General features: G+C 73.5%; 21 protein-coding genes. 11 read left to right on the top strand and 10 right to left on the bottom strand.

What is annotated here, in order from left to right; genetic code table 11:
• Positions 1–87: 87 nt before the first annotated feature.
• The 5 genes from ACFYVJ_RS08110 to galU form a co-directional block, all read right to left on the bottom strand.
• On the bottom strand, positions 88–666 hold the full coding sequence (locus ACFYVJ_RS08110) for a GNAT family N-acetyltransferase (RefSeq protein ID WP_388887682.1): 579 nt from the start codon (positions 664–666) through the stop codon (positions 88–90).
• 35 nt (positions 667–701) lie between these two features.
• On the bottom strand, positions 702–1,232 hold the full coding sequence (locus tag ACFYVJ_RS08115; protein ID WP_388887684.1) for a molybdenum cofactor biosynthesis protein B: 531 nt from the start codon (positions 1,230–1,232) through the stop codon (positions 702–704).
• Positions 1,229–1,720: a cyclic pyranopterin monophosphate synthase MoaC gene (gene moaC, locus ACFYVJ_RS08120; protein WP_388887686.1), complete on the bottom strand. Its 492-nt coding sequence runs from the start codon at positions 1,718–1,720 to the stop codon at positions 1,229–1,231. The genes ACFYVJ_RS08115 and moaC overlap by 4 nt, the downstream gene beginning before the upstream one ends.
• 91 nt (positions 1,721–1,811) lie before the next feature.
• The gene (gene glp, locus ACFYVJ_RS08125; protein ID WP_388887902.1) at positions 1,812–3,236 is read right to left on the bottom strand and encodes a gephyrin-like molybdotransferase Glp; all 1,425 of its coding nucleotides are present in this window, start codon (positions 3,234–3,236) and stop codon (positions 1,812–1,814) included.
• Between the two features lie 74 nt (positions 3,237–3,310).
• Complete coding sequence (gene galU / locus ACFYVJ_RS08130; RefSeq protein ID WP_388887688.1) at positions 3,311–4,219, bottom strand: UTP--glucose-1-phosphate uridylyltransferase GalU; 909 nt, start codon at positions 4,217–4,219, stop codon at positions 3,311–3,313.
• Positions 4,220–4,249: 30 nt separating this feature from the next.
• Here galU and ACFYVJ_RS08135 point away from each other — a divergent pair, with 30 nt between their 5' ends.
• On the top strand, positions 4,250–5,065 hold the full coding sequence (locus ACFYVJ_RS08135; RefSeq protein ID WP_388887690.1) for a 5-formyltetrahydrofolate cyclo-ligase: 816 nt from the start codon (positions 4,250–4,252) through the stop codon (positions 5,063–5,065).
• Between the two features lie 26 nt (positions 5,066–5,091).
• Here the strand turns inward: ACFYVJ_RS08135 and ACFYVJ_RS08140 are convergent, their stop codons facing one another.
• Positions 5,092–7,797, bottom strand: coding sequence for a penicillin acylase family protein (locus ACFYVJ_RS08140; RefSeq protein ID WP_388887692.1), 2,706 nt, complete (start codon positions 7,795–7,797; stop codon positions 5,092–5,094).
• A gap of 157 nt (positions 7,798–7,954) precedes the next feature.
• Here ACFYVJ_RS08140 and ACFYVJ_RS08145 point away from each other — a divergent pair, with 157 nt between their 5' ends.
• The 6 genes from ACFYVJ_RS08145 (at position 7,955) to mscL (ending at position 14,153) form a co-directional block, all read left to right on the top strand.
• Positions 7,955–9,457, top strand: a complete 1,503-nt coding sequence (locus ACFYVJ_RS08145; RefSeq protein ID WP_388887904.1) for a potassium/proton antiporter — start codon at positions 7,955–7,957, stop codon at positions 9,455–9,457.
• A gap of 303 nt (positions 9,458–9,760) precedes the next feature.
• Positions 9,761–11,020 (top strand): MFS transporter, encoded by a 1,260-nt coding sequence (locus ACFYVJ_RS08150; RefSeq protein ID WP_388887694.1) that lies wholly within the window; start codon positions 9,761–9,763, stop codon positions 11,018–11,020.
• Between the two features lie 67 nt (positions 11,021–11,087).
• Positions 11,088–11,474: an FmdB family zinc ribbon protein gene (locus ACFYVJ_RS08155; protein WP_388887696.1), complete on the top strand. Its 387-nt coding sequence runs from the start codon at positions 11,088–11,090 to the stop codon at positions 11,472–11,474.
• A gap of 37 nt (positions 11,475–11,511) precedes the next feature.
• A complete protein-coding gene (locus ACFYVJ_RS08160) occupies positions 11,512–12,360 on the top strand; it encodes an S-methyl-5'-thioadenosine phosphorylase (protein WP_388887698.1) in 849 nt (282 codons plus the stop codon).
• Between the two features lie 494 nt (positions 12,361–12,854).
• Entirely contained in the window at positions 12,855–13,526 is a 672-nt protein-coding gene (locus tag ACFYVJ_RS08165) for a hypothetical protein (protein WP_388887700.1), read from the top strand.
• 114 nt (positions 13,527–13,640) lie between these two features.
• Complete coding sequence (mscL, locus tag ACFYVJ_RS08170) at positions 13,641–14,153, top strand: large conductance mechanosensitive channel protein MscL (protein ID WP_388887702.1); 513 nt, start codon at positions 13,641–13,643, stop codon at positions 14,151–14,153.
• A gap of 55 nt (positions 14,154–14,208) precedes the next feature.
• Here the strand turns inward: mscL and ACFYVJ_RS08175 are convergent, their stop codons facing one another.
• Positions 14,209–14,367 carry a hypothetical protein gene (locus ACFYVJ_RS08175; protein ID WP_018839180.1) on the bottom strand — a complete coding sequence of 53 codons (159 nt, stop codon included), beginning with the start codon at positions 14,365–14,367 and terminating at the stop codon, positions 14,209–14,211.
• Between the two features lie 236 nt (positions 14,368–14,603).
• Between ACFYVJ_RS08175 and ACFYVJ_RS08180 the strand changes: the two genes are divergently transcribed.
• Complete coding sequence (locus ACFYVJ_RS08180; protein WP_388887704.1) at positions 14,604–15,791, top strand: P1 family peptidase; 1,188 nt, start codon at positions 14,604–14,606, stop codon at positions 15,789–15,791.
• 15 nt (positions 15,792–15,806) lie between these two features.
• On the opposite strand, the gene ACFYVJ_RS08185 is transcribed toward ACFYVJ_RS08180, so the two are convergent.
• Both ACFYVJ_RS08185 and ACFYVJ_RS08190 read right to left on the bottom strand, forming a co-directional pair.
• On the bottom strand, positions 15,807–16,256 hold the full coding sequence (locus ACFYVJ_RS08185) for a DNA-binding protein (RefSeq protein ID WP_388887706.1): 450 nt from the start codon (positions 16,254–16,256) through the stop codon (positions 15,807–15,809).
• 44 nt (positions 16,257–16,300) lie between these two features.
• Entirely contained in the window at positions 16,301–17,194 is an 894-nt protein-coding gene (locus ACFYVJ_RS08190; protein ID WP_388887708.1) for a sigma-70 family RNA polymerase sigma factor, read from the bottom strand.
• A gap of 94 nt (positions 17,195–17,288) precedes the next feature.
• On the opposite strand from ACFYVJ_RS08190, the gene ACFYVJ_RS08195 reads away from it, so the two are divergent.
• On the top strand, positions 17,289–17,660 hold the full coding sequence (locus tag ACFYVJ_RS08195; protein ID WP_388887710.1) for a DoxX family protein: 372 nt from the start codon (positions 17,289–17,291) through the stop codon (positions 17,658–17,660).
• Between the two features lie 90 nt (positions 17,661–17,750).
• Here ACFYVJ_RS08195 and ACFYVJ_RS08200 read toward each other — a convergent pair whose 3' ends face one another.
• Positions 17,751–18,770: an RNA polymerase sigma factor RpoD/SigA gene (locus tag ACFYVJ_RS08200; protein ID WP_388887712.1), complete on the bottom strand. Its 1,020-nt coding sequence runs from the start codon at positions 18,768–18,770 to the stop codon at positions 17,751–17,753.
• Positions 18,771–19,237: 467 nt separating this feature from the next.
• Here ACFYVJ_RS08200 and ACFYVJ_RS08205 point away from each other — a divergent pair, with 467 nt between their 5' ends.
• Together ACFYVJ_RS08205 and ACFYVJ_RS08210 are read left to right on the top strand one after the other, a co-directional pair.
• Positions 19,238–20,362, top strand: coding sequence for a questin oxidase family protein (locus tag ACFYVJ_RS08205; protein WP_388887714.1), 1,125 nt, complete (start codon positions 19,238–19,240; stop codon positions 20,360–20,362).
• A gap of 81 nt (positions 20,363–20,443) precedes the next feature.
• Positions 20,444–21,214 carry a dioxygenase gene (locus ACFYVJ_RS08210; RefSeq protein WP_388887716.1) on the top strand — a complete coding sequence of 257 codons (771 nt, stop codon included), beginning with the start codon at positions 20,444–20,446 and terminating at the stop codon, positions 21,212–21,214.
• The last annotated feature ends 103 nt before the right edge of the window (positions 21,215–21,317 follow it).

Raw genomic sequence — 21,317 nt, forward strand, 5'->3', positions numbered from 1 at the left:
GCCAATTGGCTCGGTGTGTCGCACCATCTGGCTGATATCTCGACCTTTTCTTCTGACTTTTTACGCCAGTGCTATCGAATCTTTGTTTCATTTCTCCGAGTGGCGCAGCCCTCGCCACCGGTTGACGAGCCCCTCCGGGACTTCCTCCGCGGTCAGCACGAACACCAGGTGGTCGCGCCAGGCCCCGTCGATGTGCAGGTAGCGCGGGCGCACGCCTTCTTCGCGAAAGCCCAGCTTTTCCACCACCCGGCGGCTCGGCACGTTCTCCGGCCGGATGCAGACCTCGATTCGGTGCAGCCCCACCGTCCGGAAACAGTGGTCCACGGCGAGGGCCACCGACGTCGGCATCACGCCGCGGCCCGCGTAATCCCGGTCGATCCAGTAACCGACGTGGCCGGAGCGCATCGAGCCCCATGTGATTCCCGCCACGGTCAACTGCCCGCACAGCGTGCCCTCGTATTCGATGACGAAGGGGAGCATCCTTCCCGCGGTCGCCTCGCTGCGCAGATGCCGGACCATCTGCCGGAACGTGGGGCGGCGGGTGTGCGGGGTGCCGGGGGGCGGGGGCGGGAGGGTGGCCTCCCAGGGGCGCAGCCAGTCGCGGTTGCGCTGGTTGATGTCCCGCCAGGCGCGCTGGTCGCGCACGCGGATGGGGCGGAGGGTCACGGGTCCCTCCGCCAGCACCGCGGGCCAGGACGCGCTCAGTGGGCACCGCCGGGGTGTCTGGGGCGGCCGTCCTCCGCGCGCGGGCCGTCGTCGGCGCGCGCGTGGTCGCCGCCGTGCACCTGGTCGACCGCGTGCGGCAGCAGCCGCGCGAGCACCGCGAGCCCGTCGCGTACGCCCCCGGAGGAGCCCGGGAGGTTCACGATGACCGTACGGTCCGCGACCCCGGCGAGCCCGCGGGAGAGCGCGGCGGTGGGCACCTTCGCGTACCCGTACGCCCTGATCGCCTCGGGGACGCCGGGCAGTTGGCGGTCGAGGACCCGGGCGGTCATCTCCGGGGTGCGGTCGGTCGGCGAGACGCCCGTGCCACCGGTGGTCAGGACCACGTCGTAGCCGGCGGCGACCGCCTCGCGCAGCGCCGCCTCCACCGGCTCGCCGTCCGGCACCACCAGCGGGCCGTCCGCGGTGAAGCCCATCTCCGTCAGGCCCGCGACGAGCAGCGGGCCGCCCGTGTCCGCGTACACACCCGCGGCCGCCCGGTTGGACACCGTGACCGCCAGGGCCCTCACGGCCGGCTCCAGTCGCCGGACTTGCCGCCGGTCTTCGTCTCGACCCGCACGTCCGTGATGACGGCCGCCTTGTCGACGGCCTTGACCATGTCGACCACCGTGAGCGCCGCCACCGACACCGCCGTCAGCGCCTCCATCTCCACGCCCGTGCGGTCCGTGGTGCGCACGGTCGCCGCGATCTCCACGGCGTCCTCCGCGACGGCGAGGTCGACGGTGACGCCGGAGAGGGCCAGCGGGTGGCAGAGGGGGATCAGCTCCGGGGTGCGTTTGGCGCCCATGATGCCGGCGAGGCGAGCGGTGGCCAGGGCGTCGCCCTTCGGCAGCGTCTCGCCGGACGCGGTGCCGCGGAGCAGCTCGACGACGCGCGGCGAGACGAGGACGCGCCCGGAGGCGCGGGCGGTCCGTGCCGTGACGTCCTTGGCGGAGACGTCGACCATGCGGGCGGCGCCCGTGTCGTCGAGGTGGGTCAGGCGGCTTGGCTGGCTCATGGTGTCAGGAGCTCCCGGGGTGAATTCGCGCGGAGCCACGTTACCTCCACGGCCCGCGGTCCGGCTCCGCGCGTTTCCCGGCTCCCGCCGCTCAGTCGAGGAGTACGACGTCCACGGGCGCCCCCGGCGTCACCTCCGTGGTCTCCTCCGGTACGACGACGAGGGCGTTCGCCCGCGCCAGCGCCGCGACGAGGTGCGACCCGGAGCCGCCGACGGGGGTGACCGCCCCGGAGCCCGGGCCGCCGGGGTCGGTGCCGCCGGTGACGCTGCCACCGGGGTCGGTGCCACGGGGGTCCGTGCCGCCGTCCGGCCGCTCGTGCTCGTACCAGCCGCGGAGGAACTGCCGGCGGCCCGCGGGCGAGGTCAGCGTCTCGGTGCCGGCCAGCCGGGCCCGTACCACCGGGCGCTGCACCGGCTCCACGCCCATCAGCCTGCGGATCACCGGGCGGACGAACATCTCGAAGGAGATGTACGCGCTCACCGGGTTCCCCGGGAGCGCGAACAGCGGGGTGCGGTCGGCGCCGATGCGGCCGAAGCCCTGCGGCTTGCCCGGCTGCATCGCCAGCCGCCGGAACTCCACGCCGCCGCCCGCCTCGCCGTCCAGCTCGGACAGCGCCTCCTTCACCACGTCGTACGCCCCGACGCTGACGCCGCCGCTGGTGACCAGCGCGTCCGCGCGGATGAGCTGGTCCTCGACGGTGGCGCGCAGCGTCTCGGCGTCGTCGGCGACGGCGCCTACGCGGTAGGCGATGGCGCCCGCGTCCCGGGCCGCGGCGGTCAGCGCGTAGCTGTTGGAGTCGTGGATACGTCCCGGTGCGAGCTGCTCGCCCGGGGGCACCAACTCGCTGCCGGTGGACAGCACGACGACCCGCGGGCGCGGACGGACCCGCACCGTGCCGCGGCCGATGGCGGCGAGCAGCCCGATCTGCGCCGGGCCGAGCACGGTGCCGGCGCGCAGCACCAGGTCGCCGGCGAGGACGTCGCTGCCGCGGGTGCGCACGTGCCGGCCGGTCCCGGCGGGCTCGTAGATCCGCACCGCGCCGCCGGCGCCCGCGGGCGACTCGCTGTGCGGGCGCATGGCGTCGACCCGGCCGCGGCCCGTACCGCCGTCGGTCCACTCCACCGGGACGACGGCCTGGGTGCCGGGCGGCAGCGGGGCGCCGGTCATGATGCGGGCGGCCTCGCCGGCGCCGACGTGCGGCAACTCGCCGCCGCCGCCCGCCGGTACGTCGCCGACGACGCGCAGGACGGCGGGGAACTCGTCGCTCGCGCCCTCGACGTCGACGGTGCGGACCGCGTATCCGTCCATGGAGCTGTTGTCGAACGGGGGCAGCGCGACGGCCGCGGTGACGTCCTCGACGAGGACGCAGCCCTGGGCGTCGAGCAACTGCATCTCCAGCGGCTCCAACGGGCGGATCTGCCGCAGTATGTCGTCGATGTGCTCGTCGACGGACCATACCCCGGCGGACCGGCGCCCCGGCCGGTCCTCCCGGGCCGCGTCACCCGTCTCCTGCACGGCGCCGTCCGTCTCCCGCACTCCGGTCTCCGGCCTCTGCTCCCCCGCGTCCGTCGCCCCCTTCACCGCCTCGCTCAATCCGCCATCTCCTCCGCGACGTACTTCCGCAGCCATGCGCGCAGGTCTGCGCCCAGGTCCTCGCGCTCGCACGCGAGGCGGACGATGGCCCGCAGGTAGTCGCCGCGGTCGCCCGTGTCGTACCGCCGGCCCTTGAACACCACGCCGTGCACCGGGCTGTCGAGCGCCTCGTCCGTCGCGAGCCGCTGCAGGGCGTCGGTGAGCTGGATCTCGTTCCCCCGGCCGGGCTCCGTCGTGCGCAGCACGTCGAAGATCGCCGGGTCGAGCACATAACGGCCGATGACCGCGTAGTTGCTGGGCGCGTCGGCCACGGCCGGCTTCTCCACCAGGTCGGTGACGCGCACCACGTCGCTGTCCGCGGTGGTCTCCACGGCCGCGCAGCCGTAGAGGTGGATCTGCTCCGGGTCGACCTCCATCAGCGCGATGACGCTGCCGCCGTGTTCGGCCTGGGCGCGCACCATGCGGGCCAGCAGCGGGTCGCGCGGGTCGATCAGGTCGTCGCCGAGGAGGACGGCGAACGGCTGGTCGCCGACGTGCTCGGCGGCGCACAGCACCGCGTGGCCGAGGCCGCGGGGGTCGCCCTGGCGGACGTAGTGGATGTTCGCCAGGTCGTTGGACTCCGCGACCTTGGCAAGGCGCCCGTCGTCGCCCTTCTTCCGCAGGGCCTCTTCCAGCTCGTGGTTGCGGTCGAAGTGGTCTTCGAGCGGGCGCTTGTTCCGCCCGGTGATCATGAGGACGTCGGTGAGTCCGGCCGAGACGGCCTCCTCGACGACGTACTGGATCGCGGGCTTGTCGACCACGGGCAGCATCTCTTTCGGCGTCGCCTTGGTCGCCGGCAGGAAGCGGGTGCCGAGGCCGGCGGCCGGGATGACAGCCTTGGTGATCCGAGTACGCGAAGAATCCATGTTCAGCACCATAAGGGTAGGTACGGACAAGTGGGCAGCGACCAGGCCAGAAAGGCGGCGTTGCGCCGCACCCTACTCGCGGCGCGGGCCGCCGTGCCGCGGGGTGAGGCCGAGGCGGCGGCGCGGCGGCTGGCCCGGCGGGCGCTGGAGCTGCCCGAGCTGGCGGGGGCGCGGACGGCGGCGGCGTACGTGTCGGTGGGGCGCGAACCGGGCACGCGCGAGCTGCTGGAAGCCCTGCGGGCGCGCGGGACGGCGGTGCTGCTGCCGGTGCTGCTGGCGGACGACGACCTGGACTGGGCGGAGTACGGCGGTCCTGACGCGCTGCGGCCCGCCGGGCGCGGGCTGCTGGAGCCGGCCGGGCCGCGGCTGGGCCCCGAGGCGGTGCGGGCGGCCGACGCGGTGCTGCTGCCGGGGCTGGCCGTCGACGGCCGGGGGCTGCGGCTGGGGCGCGGCGGCGGGTCGTACGACCGGGTGCTGGCGCGGCTGGCGGGGGGTACTGACGGGGAGGGCGTCGACGGCGGGGACGTTGCCGACGGAAGTGCGGGCGACGGCGGTGCAGGGAGCGGAAGTGCCCGCGGTGGCCGCAGTGGTGATGACGGCGGTGCGGACGGCGGAGTCCCGGACGGTGCGGGCCGCGCGGGCGCCCGGCGTACGGGCGTGAGCCCCCGGCGTGCGGGAGCGGACACCGGCGCGCCCCCCGCCGACGCGCCGTCCCCCGCCGGGCCCGCTCTCGTCGTGCTCCTCTACGACGGCGAAGTCCTGGACCACGTACCGGCCGAGGCCCACGATCGCCCCGTGACCGCCGCCGTCACACCCTCCGCGGTGCATCGCTTCCCGCCCCCGTAGCGGCCGGGGCGCCGGCCCCGTACACCTCACGGCGACAAGGTCATCGTGTCCTCAGCGGCCTCCTGCACCGCCTTGTCGGAGAACGCCCACTCGTAGAGCTCCCCCTTCGCCCACGCCGTCGTCTGGTCGGTGTAGTTCGGGTGGAAGGCGTGCCCGGAGGCGCCGGAGAGGTTGACCCAGCCCGAGGCGTCGAGGTCCGCCAGGTCCACCACCATCCGCATCGACGGCACCCACATCACGTCGTACCCGCCCGCCGCGTTCCAGCCGGTGGCGTTGACGGCGGCCTCGCCGCCGCTGAGGTTCCACGGGCCGCGGTTGAGCAGCCACTGCACGACGCCGGGGCCCTCGGTGCCCAGCGTCTGGTTGCGCAGCATCAGCCGGTGCAGCCGGCCCCAGGACCAGGTGCCGATGTCCTTGCCCAGTTCGGCGGTCAGCTCCCAGCGGGCGTCGTTCATGGCGTGCTCGAACAGCTCGTCGCGGTTCTCGTCGAGGGGCTCGCCGTCGCTGCCGGTGGTCTGCCACCAGCGGTTGTCCTCGTCCTTGAGGATGCTCCGTACGACCTCGTACCACCGGTCGCCGCCGTCCGGCTGGGCGGCGTCCGCGTCGCGCTCGCCGCACTCGCGGACGGTGGCGGGCCCGTCGGGGTTCGCCGCCGGGTTGGCGGGCGGCACGTGCAGGCACTCGCCGTCCGGGCGCAGCTCCTTGGGCATCTTGTCGCCGAAGGAGAGCTTGAGGATGTTGCGCCACACGGCGTTGAAGTACGCGGCCGCGGAGGAGTCGGTGTCCTGGCTGTAGTCCCAGTCCTTCAGCAGGTCCTGGGCCTCGCGCACCATCGGGTCGTCGATCTCGATCTCCAGCAGCAGCGGGGTCAGGAGTTCGGCGATCTCACTGTGGTTGTCGAGCTGCATGGTGCGCATGTCGTCGGGGGAGATCTTCCCGCCGTCCCCGATCTTCTCCTCGATGAGCCCGGAGATGCGGTGGCTGCGGGTGCCGTAGCCGGGATCGGTGGTCAGAAGATACGGGTAGTCGTTCTCGTCGACGACGGCCTGGTTGGCGGTGACGATGTAGCCGCGCTCGGGGTTCAGCTCCCAGGGCAGCGCGTCGAAGGGGATGTAGCCGTCCCAGGAGTACGCCGGGTCCCAGCCGGGCGCGGGCAGGCTGCCGTCGCCGCTGCCGCGCTGCGGGATCTTGCCGGGCGCCTGGTAGCCGATGTTGCCGTCGGTGTCGGCGTAGACGAGGTTCTGCGAGGGCACGGCGAAGTCGCGGGCGGCTTCGCGGAACTCCTCGAAGTCCGCCGCCTTGTTGATGCCGAAGACGGCGTCCATGGTGCCGGACGGCTCCAGGGCGGTCCAGCGCAGCGAGACGGCGTAGCCGTCGCCGCGGTCGGGTGCGGAGTTGCCGACGGGGGTTTCCTTGCCCACCTCGGCCAGTTCGTCGCTGCGGTCGGAGATCACGGGTCCGTTGCGCGTGGTGCGTACGGTGATGCGCTTGTCCTCCCCGTCCGCGACCTTGATCAGCTCCTCGCGGGTGCCGAACTCGCGCGTCTTCCCGTCGTACAGGTACCCGTCGTCCTCGACCTTCTCCAGATACAGGTCGGCGACGTCGGCACCGAGGTTGGTCAGCCCCCAGGAGATGTCGGCGTTGTGGCCTATGACCACGCCCGGCATGCCGGAGAAGGAGAAGCCGCTGACCTCGTACGGGCACTCGTCGCTGACGCGGGTGCACTGCAGCCCCATCTGGTACCAGACGGAGGGGAGCTGCGCGGACAGGTGCGGATCGTTGGCGAGGAGCGGCTTCTCCGTGGTGGTCAGGTCACCGGAGACGACCCAGGAGTTGGAGCCGATGCCGCTGCCGCTGGGGCCGAGGAGGGCGGGGATGTCGTCCATGGTCTTCGCCAGCGAGCCCATCTGGCTCCTGAGGCCCTCGGAGGCGGTGCTGTACGTGTTCTCGACCCCCTGCGCCCCCCCGGCGCTCCGCGGCTCGTAGCCGTCGGTGGTGGCGGTGCCGCCTTCCACGATGGGTTTGTTGCGCTTGTACGGGTACGGCGGGTACAGGTCCGCGATCTCGCCCTCGTCGAAGCGCTGGGACAGGAGCGAGCGGTCTATCTCGTCCTCGACGTTGGCCCGCAGGTCCCACGCCATCGCCTTCAGCCAGGCGACGGAGTCGACGGGGGTCCACTTCTCCGGCTCGTAGTCGTTGACGAACCCCAGGGCGGCGTACTCCAGGGACAGGCTGGAGCCGCTGTGGTCCGCGAGGTAGGCGTTGACCCCGTCGGCGTAGGCGCGCAGGTACTTCTTGGTCTCCCCCGAGAGCTCCTCGTCGTACTCCTTCTGCGCCACCTGGCGCCAGCCCAGCGTGCGCAGGAACTCGTCCGTCTCGACCTGGTCCTCGCCGAACATCTCCGACAGCCGGCCCGACGTCATGTGCCGGCGGACGTCCATCTCCCAGAAGCGGTCCTGGGCGTGCACGAAGCCCTGCGCGCGGAAGAGGTCCTCGGCGCTGTCCCCGTACAGCGTCGGCACCCCGCGGGCGTCACGCTTGACCGTCACCGGCGAGGCGAGGCCCGGCAGTTTGAGCGATCCGGTGGTCTGCGGGAAGGAGTCGCGCACCGTGCTGACGGTCCAGAACGCGGCGGCGCCGACGCCCAGCACCAGCACGGTGGCGAGCCCGATCGCGACGAAGATGAGGCGGCGCCTCTTGCCTGCCGTGCGGCCGTTCTCGTTGACGGGCATGCCTGTCCTTCTGGAGCCAGCGGAGCACTTGCTGGAGCAACCTTAGGCGTCCGGTCAAGGGGCTCCGAACGGCCCCTGTGCTGTCCCCCGAAGCAGCAGGCGGACGGTCACTCCGGGTAAATTCTCCGTCAAGGCGGATCACACGAGAGGGAGAAAGCTGTCAGTCGAAGAACTCAACAAGCTCGCGCTCGTCGCCGCGCTGGTGCTCCTGGTCGCGGTCGCGGCGGTCCGGCTCGCGTCCCGCAGCGGCCTGCCCAGCCTCCTGCTGTACATGGGCATCGGCGTCCTCGTCGGCGAGGACGGCCTGTTCGGCTACGGCTTCGACGACGCCGAACTCACCCAGGTCTTCGGCTACGCGGCCCTCGCGCTGATCCTCGCCGAGGGCGGCCTCGGCACGAAGTGGAGTGAGATCAAACCCGCCCTGCCCGCGGCCGCCGTCCTGTCCACGGCGGGCGTCGCGGTCAGCGTCGGCGTGACGGCGACCGCGGCGCACTACCTGGTCGGCCTGGAGTGGAAGCAGGCGCTCATCATGGGCGCCGTCGTCTCCTCCACGGACGCCGCGGCGGTCTTCTCGGTGCTGCGCAGGGTGCCGCTGCCGAAGCGGGTCACGGGCGTGATGGAAGCCGAGTCCGGGTTCAACGACGCCCCCGTCGTCATCCTGGTCGTCGCCTTCTCCACCTCCGGGCACATGGAGGCGTGGTACATCCTCCTCGGCGAGATCCTGCTGGAGCTGGCCATCGGGGCGGCGCTGGGGCTGGCGATCGGGTGGCTGGGCTCCATGGCGCTGCGGCACGTGGCGCTGCCGGCCTCCGGCCTGTACCCGATCGCGGTGATGGCGCTGGCCATCGTCGCGTACGCGGTGGGCGCCCTGGCGCACGGCAGCGGCTTCCTGGCGGTCTACCTGGCCGCGATGGTCCTGGGCAACGCGAAGCTGCCGCACTGGTCGGCCACCCGCGGCTTCGCCGACGGGGTGGGCTGGCTGGCGCAGATCGGGATGTTCGTGCTGCTCGGACTGCTGGTCACGCCGCACGAGCTGGGCGACGACATCGTGCCGGCGGTGATCGTCGGGCTGGTGCTGACGATGGTGGCACGGCCGGCGTCGGTGATCGTGAGCCTGCTGCCGTTCCGCATCCCGTGGCGGGAACAGGCGCTGATGTCGTGGGGAGGGCTGCGCGGCGCGGTGCCGATCGTGCTGGCGACGATCCCGATGGTGAGCGACGTGCCCGACTCCGGCCGCGTGTTCAACATCGTCTTCGTGCTCGTCATCGTCTACACGATGGTGCAGGGGCCGACGCTGCCGCTGGTGGCGCGGTGGCTGCGCCTCGGGGACGGCGAGGAGGCGTACGACCTGGGCATCGAGTCGGCGCCGCTGGAGCGGGTGCGGGGGCACCTGCTGTCCTTGTCGGTGCCGGAGCGGTCGCGGATGCACGGGGTTGAGGTCGGCGAGCTGCGGCTGCCGCCGGGGGCGGCGGTGACGCTGGTGGTGCGGGACGGGGCCAGCTTCGTGCCGACGCCGACGGACATCCTGCGGCGGGGGGACGAGTTGCTCGTGGTGACGACGGACGAGGTGCGGGACGCGGCGGAGCAGCGGCTTCGGGACGTGGGGCGGGGCGGCAAGCTGGCGCGGTGGCTGTCGGCGGACGAGCGGCGGGGGCGGTAGGGTCGGGGTGGAATTCGTACGAACTGTTGTCTCTGTCTGATGCAGGGCCGGCGCACCTGACGGGTGCGCACAGCGGACGGCCCTCGGTGCGCGGCACTACCAGGCAGCAGGAAGGACCGGGCCGTGTCGCGCCCGTCTCAGCCTCCGCCTCCGGCATCCCCTTCGCATTCCGGACCCCCGTCGTCTTCGGGGTCCCCTTCACCTTCGGGATCTTCCTCCGGTACGCCCCGGGACCGGGCTGCTGGTACGCCCGGTCGACCCGGTGCAGCCGGTGCAGCCGGTGCGCGGCCCGGATACCGTCAGTTGCTGCGCACGCCCGGGGCGCGGAGCTTCGTGTTCCCCGGCTTCGCCGCGCGGCAGCCGTTCGCGATGCTGACCATGAGCATCGTGCTGCTGGTGGAGCACACGTCCGGCTCGTACACCCTGGCCGGCACGGTGGCGGCCGCGGCGGGTCTGTCCATGGCGTTCTGCGCCCCCGTCAGCGGCAAGCTCACCGACCGCTACGGGCAGCGCGCGGTGCTGCTCCCGAGCGTGCTGCTGCACGCCGCCGCGGTGGTCCTGCTGAGCGTGCTCGCGCTGGCGGGTGCGCCGGGGTGGGCGCTGGTGGCCGCGGCGGTGCCGACGGGCGCGTCCATCCCCCAGATCGGGCCGATGGTGCGGGCCCGTTGGTCGCATCTCTTCGCCACCGGACCGGATCCGCGCACCCCGCTCCAGCACACGGCGACGGCGTTCGAGTCGGTGACGGACGAGTTCACGTTCGTCGTCGGGCCGGTGCTCGCCGCGGCCCTGTGCACGGGGGTGCATCCGGCGGCGGGACTGGTGGCGGAAGGGGTGCTGACGCTGGCCGGCGGGCTGCTGTTCGCGGCGCAGCGGCGGACGGCGCCGCCGGTGGGGCTCGCGGACCGCGCGGGCCTGCCGCGCGGGCGGCGGGCCTCCGCGCTGCGGGCGCCGGCGCTGCCGGTGCTGGTCGCGGCGTTCTTCGGGGTCGGCGCGGTCTTCGGCGGCATGCAGGTGTCCCTGACGGCGTTCAGCGAGTCGATCGGCCGCCCCGGGCTGAGCGGGATCCTGTACGGGGTCTTCGCCGCCGGCAACATGCTCGCCGGTGTCGTCATCGGCGTGGTCCACTGGCGCGGCCCGGCGCAGCGGCGCCTGCTCGTCGCGTACCCGCTGCTGGTCGCCACCGCCTCGGGGCTGTGGGCGGTGGCGGGGCTGGAGTCGGCGGCGGCGCTCGGCGGGCTCGGCCTGGCGGTGGGCGTGTGCATCGCGCCCGCGCTGATCACGGGCTTCACGCTGGCGGACGCGCTGGTGCCCAAGGAGGCGCGTACGGAGGCGTTCACGTGGCTGACGGGCGCCGTCGCGCTGGGGCAGGCCGCGGCGACGACGGCGGCCGGGCGGCTGGCGGACGGCCCGGGCGCGAGGGCCGGGTTCCTCGTACCGCTGGCGGCGACGGCGCTCGCGTGCGCCACACTGCTGCTGCTCCGGCGCCGGCTGCGGCCTGCGGACAGCCACGGAGTGATCACGTTCCGTGGCGGCGAGCGTCCCGTACCGGCGCCGGTGGACTGACGGGCGGGAATGCTGCATGATGAAGCGTCGTTAGCACTCAACAGTTGAGAGTGCCAGGAGGAAGCACGTGCCGACCTACCAGTACCAGTGCACCGAGTGCGGCAAGGGCCTCGAAGCGGTGCAGAAGTTCACCGACGAGGCGCTGACGGTGTGCCCCGCCTGCCAGGGGCGGCTGCGCAAGGTGTTCTCCGCGGTCGGCGTCGTCTTCAAGGGCTCCGGTTTCTACCGGACGGACAGCCGCAGCGGTTCCGGCTCGGGATCCGGGGGTTCGGGTTCCGGCGGGTCCGGTTCGGGGTCGAGCGAGAAGAAGAGTTCGGAGTCGTCGACCTTGTCCTCTTCGTCGTCGTCCTCGTCCTCTTCCTCCTCTTCTTCGGGTTCGTCGTCTTCCTCGACGTCCTCGTCTTCTTCTCCCTCGTCGTCCTCCAAGTCGTCCAGCGGGACGTCCGCGGCCTGAGCGCCGCCGGGCCCGGCCCCGCGGTTATCGTTGCGGCATGGCTGAGGCAGCGGCAGTACAGGCAGAGATCGGCGTCATCGGGGGCTCCGGGTTCTATTCGTTCCTCGACGACGTCACGGAGATCGCCGTCGAGACACCGTACGGGCCGCCCAGCGACTCGCTGTTCCTCGGCGAGATCGCGGGGCGGCGCGTCGCGTTCCTGCCCCGGCACGGCCGCAAGCACCACATCCCGCCGCACCGGATCAACTACCGCGCCAACCTGTGGGCATTGCGCTCCCTGGGCGTACGGCAGGTGCTGGGACCGTGCGCCGTGGGCGGGCTGCAGCCGGAGCACGGGCCGGGGACGCTGCTCGTACCCGACCAGATGGTGGACCGTACGAAGTCGCGCGCGCAGACCTATTACGACGGCGAGCAACTGCCGGGCGGCGCCACGCCGAACGTCGTGCACGTGAGCCTCGCCGACCCCTACTGCCCCACAGGGCGGGGGGCCGCGCTGAAGGCCGCGCACGAGAGCGGCTGGGAGGCGGTCGACGGGGGGACGCTGGTCGTCATCGAGGGGCCGCGGTTCTCCACCCGGGCGGAGTCGCTGTGGCACCAGGCGCAGGGGTGGGCCGTGGTCGGGATGACCGGGCACCCGGAAGCGGTGCTGGCGCGTGAACTGGAGCTCTGCTACACGTCGATGACGCTGGTCACGGACCTGGACGCGGGCGCCGAGACGGGCGAGGGCGTCTCGCACGAAGAGGTGCTCGAGGTCTTCGCGGCGAACGTCGGGCGGCTGCGCGACGTGCTGTTCGACGCGGTGGGGCGACTGCCGGCGACTGCGGACCGGAACTGCTTGTGCGCGGGTGCGCTGGCGGGGATGGACACGGGGATCAAGCTGCCGTAGCGGCGGTTCGCACGGGGCGGCAGGAGCGGCTCACCCGGGCCGCAGGGGCGGTTTCCCCGGGATGCGGGGCGGTTTCCCCTGGGTGCGGGTGACGAGGTTATCCACAACTGGGGAGTTATCCACAGGCTGGAGCGGGGCGGGCGGAGATCGGGCAGAGTCGAGGGCGTCACGGAACGCGATCGACTCGTCACGAACAGGTGGTGGCCGCCATGTCTGCCCTGGCCCGTACTCTTCCCGGCTCTTCTCTGACTCTTTCTCCCGACGCCGAGGCCGGCTTGCGGTACGGCGAGCTGAGGGCCGGAGGCAACGGCCCGGCGGGGGCGGTGAATTCACGCGGGGGCGGCGGTGGCACGGCCGGACCGGGCTCGTTGCCGGCGGAGTTCTCGGGGGAGTTTTCGGCGGCAGGACCGGGTCCGGTACCGACGTCGGGACCCCGCTCGCCGTCGGGGGCAGGCCCGGGATCGCTGCCGCGTGGGGCGCCGCCGCCGGGTGGGGTGCCGGACTTCGAGCCGCTGCGCCCAGCACGCGGGGCGCGGGTGCGGCGGGTACTGGCGAGCCGCCGGCGGCTGCTGGCCGCATTACTCGCGATGGCGGCAGCGGCCCTGGCCGCGGCGCCGCGCTCTGACCCGGACCCACCGAACGCCGCGGCCCCGGACGGCTCGGAGCGGGGGGCTTCCGGCGATGTCACGGACCCGGCGACCACGGGGCGGGACGGGGGCGGCAGCGGCGGCGCGGAGGTACTGGCGCCGGTGCGGCTCGCGGACGCGGGAGTAGTCGGATTGCTGAAGCCGGGCGATGTGGTCGACGTGCTGGCCGTGGACGCCGAGGACGGCGGCCCGGCGCGGGTCGTGGCACGGGCGGCGAGGGTGGCGGAGATCCCGGGGACGGCGGGAGCGCTGGAGGCGGAGCAGGGGGCGGAAGCGCCGGGGGCCGCGGAGACGGAGGGAGCGATGGGGCCGCCGGAGCCGATAGAGGCTCCGGACGGGTCGGCAGAGGCACCTGACGCTTCGGACTGGGCGGAGACCCCGGAGGAAGTGCCCTCCGGAGCAGCGGGGTTGACGGGCTGGGAGGACGGGGGGCTGGTGGTGCTGTCCGTACCGCGGTCCGCGGCCGCGGCGCTGGCCGGTGCGGCGGCCGGAGAGCGGCTGGCGGTGACGCTGCGATGACGACACTTGCGCGGATGGTCACCGGCATGAGTGGGAGGATTGGACAATCCTTCCGTATCTCTGCCATACCTTGCTGGGTCGACCGACCCGTCGAGAGTGAAGCGAGGAAGGGCATTGAGCACGCAGGACGCCGGGAGCACCTCGGACAGTCAGGGCGTCATCGCCGGGTTCAAGCAGTTCCTGATGCGCGGGAACGTGATGGAACTCGCGGTCGCCGTCGTCGTCGGCGCGGCGTTCACGAGCATCGTGAACGCCGTGGTCAAGGGCGTCATCAACCCCATCGTCGGCATCTTCGGCTCGAAGAACCTCGACAAGTACCACTCGTGCTTCAGCGATGTCTGCACGACGAGCCCGGAGGGCGAGGTCACCAAGGGCGTCGCGATCCTGTGGGGGCCGGTGCTGAGCGCGACGCTGACGTTCGTCATGACGGCGGCCGTCGTGTACTTCGCGATGATCCTGCCGATGAACAAGCTCAGGGAGCGGCAGGCGGCGAAGGAGCCGGTGGCGGAGACCCCCGCGGAGGCCACGGAGATCGAGCTGCTGACGCAGATCCGCGACGAGCTGGTGGCCCAGCGGAACGGCGCGACGCCGAGCCGCGACGGCGGCACGCTGCCGACGCAGAGGTAGCGCGGCGGGCGGCCGCCCGGAAGCGCCGGGGCCGTCGCCGCGGGCCCCGGCGGGGTCAGATGTGGTGCGGCGGCTTCTCGTCGAGGAAGCGGGCCAGATCGGCGGCGCTCCCCTCGGCGGCGGGCCGCTCGCCCCAGCCCTCGTCGGTGTCGTCCCGGCTCGGCTGCGCCAGCGGATCGTCGAAGACGAGCGGGTTCTCGGGCTCGGTGCTCATAGCCCCCAGGGTACGGGGCCGCCGCCTGCCGGGGCCGGGGCGGCGGCGTAGCGGAGCGGGCCGGCACGTCCGGCGGCACGGCGCGCATGCCGGACGGGCGGTACGAGTGCGGGCGTAGGGCGTCGGCAGGCGCTGTATGGACGGTGCGCGGGCGCAGTCACGCGCGCTGTGGCCCTGTGCGGCCGTCGGGCTTTTGCCGGCCGGGGCCCGTGGGGTCGGCCGTTAAAGTGCGTCGCATGGGCGTGGACGGGATCACGGATGTGGCGGGGCTGCGGGTCGGGCATGCGTCGCGGGCCGGTGGCGGGTGGCTGACCGGGACGACGGTGGTGCTCGCGCCGGAGGGCGGCGCCGTTGCCTCCGTGGACGTACGCGGGGGCGGGCCCGGCACCCGGGAGACCGACGCCCTCGACCCGCGCAACATCGTGCCGCGGGTGGAGGCGGTGGTGCTGACAGGCGGCAGCGCGTACGGGCTGGCCGCCGCCTCCGGCGTGATGGCCTGGCTGGAGGAGCAGGGCCGCGGCTTCCGGGTGGGGCCCGATCCGGCGCAGGTGGTCCCGGTGGTCCCGGCGGCGGCCCTGTTCGACCTGGGCCGCGGCGGTGACTTCCGGGCCCGCCCCGACGCCGCCATGGGCCGGGATGCCGCCGCCGCGGCAGCGGCCTCCGCGTCCGGTGCCGCGGTCGCGGAGGGCAACGTCGGCGCGGGCACGGGCGCGGTGTGCGGGGCGATGAAGGGCGGCGTCGGCACGGCGAGCACGGTGCTGCCCTCCGGCACCACGGTCGCCGCGCTGGCCGTCGTCAACGCCGCCGGCTCCGGCCTCGACCCGGCCACGGGCGCGCTGTACGCGGAGCTGTTCGACGGGGCCGCGGGCGGACCCGCGGCGCCCGGCGAAGCAAGGGGAGGGGATGGGGGGCGGGGGGTCCCCCCCGGGGCTTCTTCCGGAGGTGTGGCCAACGGCGCCGCGAGGGGGCTGCCCGGTGCGGAGGTGCATGCCGCCGCGGTGCGGCGGCTGGAGGCGGCTCGGGAGGAGACCGCGCGGCGGTTCGCCGCCTCGGCCCGGCCGCCGCTGAACACGACGCTGGCCGTCGTCGCCACGGACGCCGCCCTCGGCAAGGCGCAGGCGCAGAAGCTGGCCGGCTCCGCGCACGACGGGCTGGCCCGTGCCGTACGCCCCGCGCACCTGCTCTCCGACGGCGACACCGTGTTCGCCCTGGCCACCGGCACCCGGCCGCTGCTGCCCCCGGACGCCGCCGCCCCCGACCCGGCGTTCGCGGTGCACCAGGAAGCCGGCGCGCTCAACGAGATCTTCGCGGCCGGCGCGGACGCCCTCACCCGGGCCATGGCCAGGGCCCTGCGCGCCGCGGCATCCGTCGACGGCCCGGGCGGCGTCTTCCCGTCGTACACCGACCTCTACGGCCCCGCCTGACGACCGGGCGCGCCGCTACTCCGGGCCTTCCGCGTCCGGTGCGGCGCGGCTGGCCAGTCGTTCGTATCGCTGTCTGGCCGCCTGGGGAGTGCCGAGGCCGAGGCCGAAGGCGATCTCCTGCCACGTCATGCCGCGGCCACGTGCCATCTGGAGGAGACCGGTTTCCAGTTCGTCCATCTCGCCGCGCACCAGTGGGACGAGGCTCAGGGCGGCGGTGATGTCGGCGTGGTCCACCTCGGGCTCTCCGTCATCGCGTTGTGCGATCCCGCTGAGCAGGAAGGACACGAGTCTGACCGCTTCGTGCGGCCCGATGGCCGAGGGATGGATCTGCCGGTGCCGCTGTTCGCCGGTGGTCGCGTGGCGCTCGGCGATGCGGAACAGGGACGCGTGGACGCGGTGCGCTCGCGCCTGTTCCGGCCGCGGAGGTGTGAACGGGTCGGTGTGCTGCTCGGGAGTCGACGGCATGAGAAGAGAATGCGGCGCCCATGGAACGTTGTCAACGCATTGCTTTAAACGTTTCGTTCAAGCGATAGGAGGGTGAGGGGTGTGCCGGGCCTGAGGCGGGTGAGGGTGAGGCTGGTGATCCGGGCGTCCTCCGTGGTGAGGGTCAGCGTTGCCAGGGCGTGGCCGCCGGGCGCGATGACGTAGCTGGGGGTGCCCGCGACCAGGAGGCGGGTCGTGGTGCGGACTCTGGAGGTGAAGTGGGTCGTCTCGCGGGCGATCTCCGCGGCGCCGGTGACCGTGGTCGGGGTACCCGGGGGCAGGAGGGCCGGGTCGGCGGTGCGGGTGCAGGTGGCGGTCATCAGGGTGAGCAGGCGGCCGATGTCGCCGCCCGCGGCCGCCGCGAGGAACGCGTCGGCAACGGCGGTGTCGGCGGGCGCGGTTGCCGACGTCGACGCGGATGCGGATGCGGATGCGGATGCGGGCACGGGCCCTGTTCCCCGGATGCGGACGCGGGCACGGCTCGCGTGCTTCTTCGCGTTGACCACGGTGGTGCCGAGGGTCTCCGCCACCTCACGGAACGGCAGGCCGAAGAGGTCGTGCAGGACGTACGCGACGCGCTGCGGCGGGGTCAGCCGGTCGAGGACCACCAGCAGGGCGCGGGAGACCTGTTCCCGTTGCACGAAGCGCTCGTCCGCCGCGAGTCTCCCGTCCGGGATCAGATCCGCGAGCAGCGGTTCCTCGCGGCGCCGGCGCCGCGCGCGCAGGTGGTCGAGGCAGACCCGGGTGAGGACGGTCGTCAGCCACGCGGCCGGGTTGCGCGGCTCCGCGGAGGCGGCGGCCGACGCCTTGATCCACGTGGTCTGCACGGCGTCTTCCGCATCGTGTACGGATCCGAGCAGCCGGAACGCCAGCGCCGTCAACTGCGGCCTGGCCGCCTCGAACTCCGCAACCTGAACCACGGGATGTCACCTTTCCTCGACGGGAGACGTTGGGACGGACGAGACCACCACTCTCACGTCCCGGAAGCCCACCAGCCGAGGAGTTCCACTGCCCATGAGCGTACAGACGACCGCGCTGGCCACCGCCGTGGTGGTGTGCATCGCGGCCAACACGTTCATCGCCGTCGCCGACTTCGCCAGGGCGGGGTTCGTCATGAAGAACTCCGCCGCCGTGCACACCCCCGCCGCCGCCCTGCCGTACCTCGCGGCGCTGAAGCTGGCCGGTGCGGCCGGTCTCGTCGTCGGGCTGGCGGCGGTGCCGTGGCTCGGGGTCGCCGCCGGGGTGGGCCTGACCCTGTTCTTCGCCGGGGCCCTCGCCGCCCACGTCAAGGCGCGGGTCTTCCACAACATCGCGTTCCCCGGCCTGTATCTGGTCCTCGCCCTGGCGTCCGCCGCCTACATGGCCGACGCGGCGACCGGCGCGTGAGACCGCCTGCCCCACCGGGGCACGGGGAAGCCCCCGATGCCGGGGGGAGACATCGGGGGCTGCTTTCTGGGCGGCCGGCCGGGCCGGCCGTCAGGCCGCGGACTCGAAGCCGGTGTCGCGGGCGAGCTTCTTCAGCTCGACCAGGGCGTGCTTCTCGATCTGCCGGATCCGCTCGCGGGTGAGGCCGTGCTGCTTGCCGACCTCGGTCAGCGTGCGCTCGCGGCCGTCCTCGATGCCGTAGCGCGCCTTGATGATCGACGCCGTGCGCGGCTCCAGCCGGCCGATGAGGCCCTCCAGTTCCTCGCGGCGCATCATCACCAGCACGGAGTCCTCCGGCGAGTCCGCGCCGGTGTCCTCCAGCAGGTCGCCGAACTGGGTCTCGCCCTCGTCGTCGACCGCCATGTTGAGGCTGACCGGGTCGCGGGCCCAGTCCAGGACGTCCGTCACGCGCTCGGGCGTCGAGCCCAGCTCGGCGGCGACCTCGGCGGGCTCCGGCTCACGGCCGTGCTCGCGGTTGAACTCGCGCTGTACGCGCCGGATGCGGCCCAGTTCCTCGACGAGGTGGACGGGGAGCCGGATCGTCCGGGACTGGTCGGCGATGGAGCGGGTGATGGCCTGGCGGATCCACCACGTGGCGTACGTGGAGAACTTGAAGCCCTTCTTGTAGTCGAACTTCTCGACGGCGCGCACCAGGCCGGCGTTCCCCTCCTGGATCAGGTCGAGGAGCGGCAGCCCGCTGCGCGGGTAGCGGCGGGCGACGGCGACGACCAGGCGGAGGTTCGAGCGGATGAAGAGGTCCTTGGCACGCTCGCCCTGGGCCACGATCGCTTCGAGTTCCTCCCGGTCCGCCGATGCGCTCGGCGCGTCCACGGCCTCGGGCTTCGCGTCGCCGGCGAGCAGCTTCTCGGCGTAGACGCCGGCCTCGATGTCCAGGGAGAGCTCGACCTCCTTCGCGGCGTCGAGCAGCGGCGTCCGTGCGATCTCGTCGAGGTACATCCCGACGAGGTCGCGGTCGGCGATCTCGCCGCTCTTGGCGCGAGCGCCGCGAGCGCTGCTTGCCCCGCCGGCCGGGGTCTCGGCCTGGCGGCGGGCGACGGCACGGGTTGCCATGCGTGCTCCCTTGCGAGTGAGTTCCTAACCGGTGGTCGACACCTACCGGGTGTCCGTCCGTTCCACCTGGTCCAACGAAGAGATTCAGGACAGAATTCCCTTCGGGTACACCGATTTTCGTGATCTTGCAGTATCCTGCCCCGCCTCAAGGCAGGCTCAGGACGCCGTACGGTGTGCCGTACGGGCCGGAGAGGGCCTGGTCAGGCCGGGCAGTCGGCGGGTGGCCGCGGTCCGGGCCGGTGCCGGCCGCCGCTGGTCCGTGAGATGCCCGTCACATCCGGCATCGTGGCCTCCCCCCTGGGCGGCGCCGTCCTGGGCCGCCCCTCCCCGTGTGAAGACGGCGCGCGGGGCCTTCTGGTTGCTCCCGCGGCCGGAAAGTGCGGGTGGGTGCCTGGGCCCGTAGACCTACGGGGACCTAGGGCCCGCGGCCGTTACGGACCGGCGGCGGCGCACGTAGCGTCCCGGGCATGGAGACGAGCCGCGAGGACGCGCGTACGGAGAAGGGCCGCACCCGGGACGGCAGGGACGGCAGCGGGGTGCTCGACGAGGCCCTGGAGCGGCTGCACGCCGCGGGGCCCGAGCGGCAGGGCTGGCTGACGAACCACGGCCCGATGGCCGTGGAGGCCCTGGTGCACGGTGACCGGGCGGCGACGGTGCACCGCTGGCTGGACCGCTACCGGGACAAGCTGGAGGACATGCCGCCGCAGGCCCGGCCCATCGACCCCGCCGCCTGGCACGAGGCGCTCGGCGATCCGGCGCGGCTCGGGGACTGGCCGGCGTACTTCGCGCGGGAGCTGGACGCCCGGCCGTGGCGCGAGGTGCTGGCGGAGTGGTGGCCGAGGCTGCTGCCCGGGCTGGCCGGCGCCGCGACGCACACGGTGATCCGCGCGGGCCATGCCGTACGCACCCTCCAGGACACCGAGGCCGCGGGCCGCGCCCCCACCGGCCCCCGGGTCACCGAGCTGGCGCACGCCCTGGGCTACTGGGCCGCCCGCTTCGCCCGCCTGCCCAGCGCCCCCGTCCCCGCCGGCACCGCGGGTCCGGACGCGGCGCTGGCCGCGGTGCCCGCCGTGCCCGCGCAGGCCGGCGGCATCCGCGAGCGGCTGGCGCAGCTCACCGCGGAGTCGACGCCCGGCTGGCCGGCGGCGGTGGGCGCCCTGGCTCCGGCGCGTACCCCCGAGGAGGCCCGTGAGGCGCTGGCCGCGCTGGTACGGGCCGCGGTCCACCGCTATGCGGCGTACGGGCACGGCGAGCCGGTGATGCTGGTGCACGCCGCGACCGCCCCGAACGCCGTGCTCCGCGCCCTGCCCGCGCTCCCCCGCGACCTGTGGGTCCCGAGCTACGCGGCCGCCTGGGCGGCGAGCGCCGCCGTCACCGCCGCGTACGGACCGGCCGCCCCGCTGCCGCAGGACCGCATCCCGGCGCCGCCGGCCGGCGACGCGGCGGCCGCCGACGACGAGCTGCTGACCCGGGCGGCGGCGCACGGCGACGAGCACACGATCAAGTTCGTCGACACCGCGCTGGACGTCGGCGACGACACCGCGCGCGTGGCCGCGCTGCAGTCCGTCGCGCTCATCGACCCGGCGTTCTGAGGCGGGCGCGGCCGGGCATCCGGCCGAGCGCGGGTATGGTTGAAGTCTAAACTTCAGGGGACCGGAAGGCGGCGACCCACCATGCCCACCATGCCCGCGCTCTATCTCTCCCACGGCGCCCCGCCGCTCGCCGACGACCCCGTCTGGCCCGCCGAGCTGGCCGCCTGGGCCGCGGACCTGCCCCGCCCGCGGGCCGTCCTCGTGGTCTCCGCGCACTGGGAGGAGGCCCCCGCCGCCCTCGGTGCCACCACCACGGTCCCGCTGGTCTACGACTTCTGGGGCTTCCCCGAGCACTACTACCGCGTCCGCTACCCCGCCCCAGGCGCCCCCGAACTGGCCGAGTCCGTACGCAAACTGCTGCGCACCCCCGGCGAGAGCGTGCAGGACTTCCCCGACCGCGGCCTCGACCACGGCGCGTACGTGCCGCTGGTGGAGATGTACCCGGACGCGGACATCCCGGTGCTCCAGCTCTCCATGCCGACCCTCGACCCCGGGCGGCTGCTCGCGCTCGGCCGCCGGCTCGCGCCGCTGCGCGCGGAGGGCGTGCTGATCGTCGGCAGCGGATTCTTCACCCACAACCTCGCCGCGCTGCGGCACACCGGCGACGGGCCGCCCGCGTGGTCCGCGGAGTTCGACGTCTGGGGCCGCGAGGCGCTGGCGGCGCAGGACGTGGACGCGCTGCTGGACTTCGTGCACAAGTCGCCCGCGGGCCGGCTGGCCCACCCCCGTACCGAGCACTTCGCCCCGCTGTTCGTCACCCTCGGCGCCGCCGAGGACGACCTGCCCACCCAGCGCAGCGTCATCGACGGCTTCTGGATGGGGCTGGCCAAGCGCTCACTCCAACTGGGCTGAGCGGGAAGGCGGCAGCGGACAGACGGAAGCCCGGCAGGCATGGCGAAGGCCCCTTCCCGTCCCCCCGAGGAACGGAAAGGGGCCTTCACCCAGCCCTGAACTC

It is taken from the genome of Streptomyces sp. NPDC004134 (assembly GCF_042874195.1).
GTDB lineage: Bacteria > Actinomycetota > Actinomycetes > Streptomycetales > Streptomycetaceae > Streptomyces.

Bases quoted from the DNA above. Each gene is read 5' to 3' on its own strand.
- moaC (WP_388887686.1), bottom strand. From the start codon at position 1,720: ATGAGCCAGCCAAGCCGCCTGACCCACCTCGACGACACGGGCGCCGCC.
- galU (WP_388887688.1), bottom strand. From the start codon at position 4,219: ATGGATTCTTCGCGTACTCGGATCACCAAGGCTGTCATCCCGGCCGCC.
- ACFYVJ_RS08140 (WP_388887692.1), bottom strand. From the start codon at position 7,797: ATGCCCGTCAACGAGAACGGCCGCACGGCAGGCAAGAGGCGCCGCCTC.
- ACFYVJ_RS08160 (WP_388887698.1), top strand. From the start codon at position 11,512: ATGGCTGAGGCAGCGGCAGTACAGGCAGAGATCGGCGTCATCGGGGGC.
- ACFYVJ_RS08175 (WP_018839180.1), bottom strand. From the start codon at position 14,367: ATGAGCACCGAGCCCGAGAACCCGCTCGTCTTCGACGATCCGCTGGCG.
- ACFYVJ_RS08180 (WP_388887704.1), top strand. From the start codon at position 14,604: ATGGGCGTGGACGGGATCACGGATGTGGCGGGGCTGCGGGTCGGGCAT.
- ACFYVJ_RS08185 (WP_388887706.1), bottom strand. From the start codon at position 16,256: ATGCCGTCGACTCCCGAGCAGCACACCGACCCGTTCACACCTCCGCGG.
- ACFYVJ_RS08195 (WP_388887710.1), top strand. From the start codon at position 17,289: ATGAGCGTACAGACGACCGCGCTGGCCACCGCCGTGGTGGTGTGCATC.
- ACFYVJ_RS08200 (WP_388887712.1), bottom strand. From the start codon at position 18,770: ATGGCAACCCGTGCCGTCGCCCGCCGCCAGGCCGAGACCCCGGCCGGC.
- ACFYVJ_RS08205 (WP_388887714.1), top strand. From the start codon at position 19,238: ATGGAGACGAGCCGCGAGGACGCGCGTACGGAGAAGGGCCGCACCCGG.
- ACFYVJ_RS08210 (WP_388887716.1), top strand. From the start codon at position 20,444: ATGCCCACCATGCCCGCGCTCTATCTCTCCCACGGCGCCCCGCCGCTC.